5 protein-coding genes are annotated in these 6574 nt (G+C 51.0%); 2 read left to right on the plus strand and 3 right to left on the minus strand.

The window, feature by feature from the left end; translation table 11 throughout:
* Nucleotides 1-916: GlxA family transcriptional regulator (locus tag BZG79_RS09685; RefSeq protein WP_199877693.1), on the minus strand; the 916-nt coding region annotated here is incomplete at its 3' end.
* A 296-nt stretch (nucleotides 917-1212) separates the two neighbouring features.
* Here BZG79_RS09685 and BZG79_RS09690 point away from each other — a divergent pair.
* Together BZG79_RS09690 and BZG79_RS09695 are read left to right on the plus strand one after the other, a co-directional pair.
* On the plus strand, nucleotides 1213-2586 hold the full coding sequence (locus tag BZG79_RS09690) for a hemolysin family protein (RefSeq protein ID WP_077774278.1): 1374 nt from the start codon (nucleotides 1213-1215) through the stop codon (nucleotides 2584-2586).
* Entirely contained in the window at nucleotides 2583-3599 is a 1017-nt protein-coding gene (locus BZG79_RS09695; protein ID WP_077774279.1) for a hemolysin family protein, read from the plus strand. The genes BZG79_RS09690 and BZG79_RS09695 overlap by 4 nt, the downstream gene beginning before the upstream one ends.
* A 170-nt stretch (nucleotides 3600-3769) precedes the next feature.
* On the opposite strand, the gene BZG79_RS09700 is transcribed toward BZG79_RS09695, so the two are convergent.
* Nucleotides 3770-4654: an alpha/beta hydrolase gene (locus BZG79_RS09700; protein ID WP_077774280.1), complete on the minus strand. Its 885-nt coding sequence runs from the start codon at nucleotides 4652-4654 to the stop codon at nucleotides 3770-3772.
* A gap of 14 nt (nucleotides 4655-4668) precedes the next feature.
* Nucleotides 4669-6507: a TonB-dependent receptor gene (locus BZG79_RS09705; RefSeq protein WP_347336587.1), complete on the minus strand. Its 1839-nt coding sequence runs from the start codon at nucleotides 6505-6507 to the stop codon at nucleotides 4669-4671.
* Between the last annotated feature and the right edge of the window lie 67 nt (nucleotides 6508-6574).

The following is a 6574-nucleotide window of genomic DNA, read 5'->3' on the forward strand; positions in this document are numbered from 1 at the left end:
GTGACACGCCGTAATGGGTGCGAAACGCGCGGGAAAAACTCGAGCTTGAGCTAAAGCCACAGGCCAATCCCACCGTTAACACATCGAGATCGGTTTCTTTAAGCAAGTAACGGGCACGATCTAGCCGCAATCCCAAATACCAGCTGCGCGGCGACTGATTAAGCTCGCTGTCAAAAAGGCGTTGTAGGTGACGAAGCGAGATACCACTGCGCTCAGCGACTTCTGCCAAGGACAAGGGCGATTCTATATGGCGCTCCATCACATCCACCGCGTCGACCAGACGTCGGCGATGGGTGCCCAAGCGGCGCGCTAACGTCATTCGCTGCTGATCGCGTCGAGTACGAATGCGCTCGTGTACCAGCTGCTCGGAGACGTCGATTGCCAACTGGTTGCCGTGGCGACGCGCTATCACATCGAGCGCCATGTCCATCGCCGCTGCGCCCCCTGCGCAGGAGAAGCGCCGCGGTCCCAGTTCAAACAGCTCATCTGAGGTTCTCACCTCTGGGAAGCGCTCTTGAAACGAGGGCAAACTTTCCCAATGCAGGGTGACCCGCTCGCCCTTGAGCAGATCGGCAGCGGCCAACAAAAAGCAGCCGGTGTCGAGTCCGCCCAGCACACAGCCTGCCGCATCAAGACGGTGTAGCCAACGCATCAAAGGACGACTGAGGTAAGCTTCAGGATCAAAACCGCTACAGACCGCGAGTGAGGGAAGATCATGCACGGCGTCGATGGCTGTGTCGGCCAGCAGTGACATGCCGTTGGACGCCGTCACCGGCTTGCCGTCTTCACTGATCATTTGCCAATCAAACAGCGATTCGCCGCTGATCTGGTTGGCTATACGCAGTGGCTCGACAGCAGAGAAAAAGGCCATCATCGAAAAGCGGGGGAGTAGCAGAAAACCGAGGCGTTCCGGCATTGGACCTGTGTATTCAAGGCGCATGATCACAAATGAACAAAGAATGGTAGAAATAATGATGAGGGGCGGCCACTGGCCGGGTCAAGCTAAGCCCACCATTTTCCTGAAAAAAAGCACAGCCGCTCTTGGCTACCAAACGCGCGACGGTGAGGTGTACAAAAATTAACTAGACTGTATCGATATCACCAGAATATACTCCGATTCCTCTTTCTACATAAGGCATATTTTGTGGATCCAACACGCGTCGATTGTCACTCCCCTTCACTGGTACGTTGTCACCAACAAAGGACGCAGTCATGATTGAACCTATGATTACCCTCCTGCTCGGTCTTTTCTTTATCTTGTTAATTATTGCCGCTAATGGCTACTTTGTGGCGCAAGAGTTTGCCTATATGGCGGTCGATCGCGCCAAGCTTGCGACCTTAGCTGCGACGGGCGATGCATCGGCCAAATGGGCGCTGGCGGTGACAAAACGGACGAGCTTTATGCTATCTGGCGCGCAGCTTGGTATCACGGTCACCGGCTTGGTGTTGGGCTTTGTTGCCGAGCCGCTGGTCGGCGAGTCGATGGGGGTATTATTACAACGGCTTGGACTGTCGTTGGAAACGGGGATCGCGATTGGCACCATGGCGACGCTTGCGGTGGCGATGATTGTGCAAATGATTTTGGGTGAGCTCTACCCGAAAAACTTAGCCATTGCCAATGCTGAACCCATGGCGCGTATGATGTCGCGGTCGACACTGATTTATATGTCGGTGTTTGGTTGGATCATCAGTTTCTTTGATAAATCCGCCAACCTGGTGCTGCGGATGGTGGGGATTCAACCGGTGCATGATCTTGATATGAGTGCTTCAGAAGACGACTTACACCATATTATCGCCGACTCGCGAGAAAGCGGAGATTTGCCGGTGGAGTTGTCACTGATGATGGATAGGATCCTGGATTTTCCAGCGCGCGATGTTGAGCATGCAATGGTGCCGCGTTCGCAAGTTGATTGGGTGTCGCCAGAAACCAAGCTGTCCGAATTGTTGGCGCTGATGGCGCAAGCCCACACCCGTTATCCGGTGCTTGATGATAATGATGCGCCTGTGGGCGTGGTTCACCTGTCAGACGTCCTCGCGAAAACAGAGGCGGATTCAAATGATACCGTGGCGTCAGTGATGCGTCCTGCCAGTGTTCTCCCCACATTAATGCCGTTGCCAAATGCGCTAGATCAGTTGGTGCGCACGACCAATCAACTGGCGTGTGTGATTGATGAATATGGCGGCTTTGCTGGTGTGTTAACGATTGAAGATTTGGCCATGGAGATCGTGGGAGAAATTACCGACGAGCATGATAGTGATCATGCCGAGGCGGTTATCCCTGAAAGTGACAATGTCTGGTTGATGGATGGTGATGTGCACATCGACGAAGTGGAGCGTGCGATTGGCTATGATCTGCCGCGGGACGATGTCGAAACCATTGCAGGGGTATTGATTGCGGCATGTGGCGCATTGCCAGCTGTAGGGGACACGGTGACCATCGCGCTGCCGATTGATCCATCCGAACTGGCAGAGAGTCAGCCGATCGTGCGTCATCTTGAGGTGGATGTGTTAAGCATTGAGCGACATATCCCCACGTCGGTGCGGGTTACGCTCATCGAGCAGCCCATTGCGGAGGATAACCAATGACTGATCCTTTGATGGTTAGTGTTGTCACGCTGGCTTTGATTGTATTGAGTGGCTTTTTTGTCATTATCGAGTTTGCCTTGATGGGTGCGCGTCGACATCGTCTGGAAGAAATGGCGGTTGAGAGTGGGTCGGCGCGGGCAGCGCTGCGTGGCATGAATGATTTGACCTTGATGCTGGCAGGGGCGCAATTAGGGATCACTTTTTGTACCTTTGCACTCGGGGCGGTCACCAAGCCGGCGGTAGATGTCTGGGTAGGGCCCGTCTTTCTCGCGGTTGGCTTACCCGCTTGGGCGGCTGATGCGGCGGCCTTCGGGTTTGCGCTGTTCGTGGTGACATTTTTGCACCTCGTCGTGGGTGAGATGGCACCGAAATCTTGGTCGATTGCTCATCCAGAAAAGTCAGCACTGGCAATCGGTGTTGTCTCGCGTGCTTATGTGTGGCCGTTACGTCCGTTACTTCGCTGGGTCAACCGTATTGCCAATCGCTTGGTGAAAGCCTCAGGGGTTGAGCCAGTAGAAAGCGCCGCGGTCGGGGGACAAGATATTCAAACCATTCGTCAATTGGTTGAACACTCGGGCAAAGTCGGCACCTTGCAACCAGCGATTCAACGACAATTGTCGGGGTTGATCGATCTGAGTTCGATTGCAATCGAAACCTTGGTCACCCAGGGACAGGTGATGGCACATGTTGATAAACATGCAACGGTCGCAGAGGTGCGCGCTGTCGCCGTGTCGTCAGGGCATCTGCGTATTTTGGTGTTTGGTAACAAAGGGCTTAAGCCGTTAGTGGTTCACGTCCGGGATACGCTACTCGAACCGGCAGACCGACTCGCACGCGATGTCGCTCGCAATGCCTATGTTTTGGATGCCAGCACCCCCATCTACGAAGCGCTAGCGCGCATGCGTGAAGCCAGCGTTCAGCTTGCGGTGGTGAGTAAAGAGGGGGAAATGATTGGCGTGGTGACGCTTGCGGATATTTTAAAACGCGTGCTTCCGGTCACGGCAGCAAGTTAAAAGACAGTGCGCCATGATTAAAAAAAACGCCACAAGTGATTGTGGCGTTTCTATTGCTATCGTTTCTATTGCGAACGATGGTGACGAGATTTGATGCCTCCACCGGGGCGCTGATCTCCTTAGTCGAAAAAAACCGCTCGATTGCACGCGGGCTTTTTTGTTCACTCACGTTAACGCTGTACAGGGAAATGCTGCTCAAGAAAATCCATCACGCGTGGCACGTATTTTTCGGTATCAAACACGGCTGCGCTGTGTCCGACACCTGGCTCAATAAATAGCTGATTATCAACGCCATATTCATCAAGTTTAGATTTAAGCCGTTGGCTTTGAGATACTGGAACACGCCTGTCTTTCGCACCATGTAACTGGATAAATGGGGGCGTATTTGAATTGATGTAGTGGGTACTCGACGCGCGTTGTGCAATATCCGGTATGTTGCTAGGGATGTCACCTAAAAAGCGTGATACGGATGATCGCTTGCTTGCTTTCTTGCCATGTTTTTTACCTAACGCAAGCAAGTCGGTAGGGCCAAAGAAACTGACCACCGCTTTCACTTCGTATTTGGGCTGGGGAGTGTAAAAGGCGATATTGCTCTGTGAGTTAGTGGCACCCACCAAGCCGGCTAAGTGACCTCCAGCTGAGCGACCCATCACAACCAATTTATCCGCAGTAATATTGTATTGGTTAGCATGATCGTGAAGAAAATTGAGCGCGTCATTAATGTCTTTTAGTGGGGCTGGAAATATCGCTTCACCACTTAGGCGGTAATCGACAGCAGCCAATGCATAGCCCTTTTCTAACACGGCCTTGAGTAATGTTGGGTTCTTAGTTGGGATGGCATCTTTGCTTCCTCGCTTCCATGCACCTCCGTGCACCCAAACCAAAAGAGGATAAGGCTGACCAGCATGAGCGCTGGGTGTATAGAGATCCAAGCTTATCGCGTTGCCGTCAATACGTTTATACACAATATCTTTGTCGATCATCGCGTGCTCACTGGCATTCACCGAGGATACATAAAGGAGAGATACGCAAAATATTTTTATCAGAAACTTCATACTTGTTGCTCGCATTAAAAGGATGTTTCAACAGCTAACCAATAACGACGACCATCTTCCACATAGCCATATTCATCGTAAGTGGTTTGCTTGTCTAAAAGGTTATAGATGCCGGCCATCAGTTTGAAATGGCGGTTTAGCTGCCAATTGGTGCCAAAGTCAACATAAGTAACGGATGGTGCGGTCTGACTTCTTGAATCGATACTAATCGGATCGGATTCTTCACTACGATAGGAAACGCGTAGCCATGAGCCAATGTCATCTTGAATAGCCCAATCAGTGTTGAGCGCGACCAAGTGGGTGGGGACCTGAGTTAATGGCTGACCTTTGTCTTCACCAGCGCGTTTTTCTGAGCGTGTGTAGGTGTAGGTCGCGGTTACATCCAGACTTTTTGTCAGTGCTTTTTTGACCGACGCTTCAGTACCATAGGTGATGGCATTTTCAATATTGGCATAGGTAGCGTCACAGGCACGCGCGGTGCAGTTTGGATCAAGGTTAACGCGGTCAATTTTGTCTTCAAAGTCGTTATAAAAAACGGTAAAATTTGCGTTTAACGCGTTTAAGTCTTCGTAATATAGCCCAAGCTCGGTATTAATTGACGATTCCGGCTTTAGATCGGCGTTGCCATAAATATCACATCGACCATTACAGCTCTCTTGTACCCACTCGTCTTCCATTTCAGTCAGGCTAGGTGCTCGGTAGCCTGTTGATACGCCCCCTTTTACCGCCCAAGCTGTATTTGGGGACCATACTGCATAAAAGCGTGGACTAAGGTGAGAGCCAAATTGCTCATTGTTGTCGTAGCGAAGCCCCAAGGTTAGAGCAATATTGTCGGTAACGTACCATTCATCTTCCGCAAACACAGACCATTGGCTATTACGAAATTCATAATTACCGTTGTCGAGCACTTCACGTTCAAAACTGGTGCCAACTGAAACATAATGAAGATCAAGCCCTTTTGACCATTGTGTTTTAGCGCGAGTGTTTTCTACTTCTAACGAGCGACCCTCGTTCTCGACTGATTCCATACTAAGATAGGAGGATCCGCTAATATCGCTGTAGCTTGCTTCGTGTCTGATTCCGATAGATTGCCGGTTATTATTGGTTTCTGAATCGCGGGTTCTTGTCTTTCCGGCGGTGTTTTCCCGTGTTTGGTCGTGGTGGGTGTAGTCTACACTGATGGTATCGTCTTCAGTGGCAGTAAAGTGCAGTGATGCGCGATAGTTTTCGAGTGTTTTTCCTCCATTGGCGAACGCAATGTCGTCTTCAACCCGTTCCTGATATCGCGTTGAGAGATTGCCACTGAGACGATCGTTGACCAATGGGCCCGATAAAGACAGTTCTCCTTGATAATAATCACCCGATTGATTATTTTCTTGCAGCATGGATTCAGCACGCAAGTGGCCTGTCCATTCAGCGCTATCTTTTCGGGTAATAATATTGATCACTCCCCCCATCGCATCGGATCCATATAGCGTAGACATCGGACCGCGCACTACTTCAATTCGCTCTATGGTATTTAGCGGTGGCAGCCAGTCTTGCTCATAGCCGCCACCACCGCTGACTTGTGTTTCTCGTCCTGACTGCTTGCGACCGTCAACAAGAATCGCGGTGTAGTCAGACGGCATTCCGCGAAGGGATATCTCTTGGCGTGAACCGCCACTTGTGATTACCACGCCTGGAACATCTTGAAGGGCATCCGTGATGTCTTTGTAGGCGCGGTTTTCAATTTGAGAACGGTTTATCACACTAATAGACGCAGGGGCTGACAGGGTGGACTGTTCATAACCAGTGGCGGTAATCACCATGGTGTCACTGGACGTCGAGGCCTCAGAGTGTGGTGTTTCAGCCAAAGAAACCAGCGGGAGTGTTGAGGTTAACCCTACCGCAAAACGATAAATAAAGGGATTGGTTTTAAAC

Origin of the sequence: Salinivibrio sp. MA427 (assembly GCF_001996115.1) — a bacterium.
In the GTDB taxonomy this organism is placed as follows: Bacteria; Pseudomonadota; Gammaproteobacteria; order Enterobacterales; family Vibrionaceae; genus Salinivibrio; species Salinivibrio costicola.

What these genes read in the sequence shown, in the direction of transcription:
- BZG79_RS09690 (WP_077774278.1), top strand. Translation starts at nt 1,213, where the DNA reads ATGATTGAACCTATGATTACCCTCCTGCTCGGTCTTTTCTTTATCTTG.
- BZG79_RS09695 (WP_077774279.1), top strand. Translation starts at nt 2,583, where the DNA reads ATGACTGATCCTTTGATGGTTAGTGTTGTCACGCTGGCTTTGATTGTA.
- BZG79_RS09700 (WP_077774280.1), bottom strand. Translation starts at nt 4,654, where the DNA reads ATGAAGTTTCTGATAAAAATATTTTGCGTATCTCTCCTTTATGTATCC.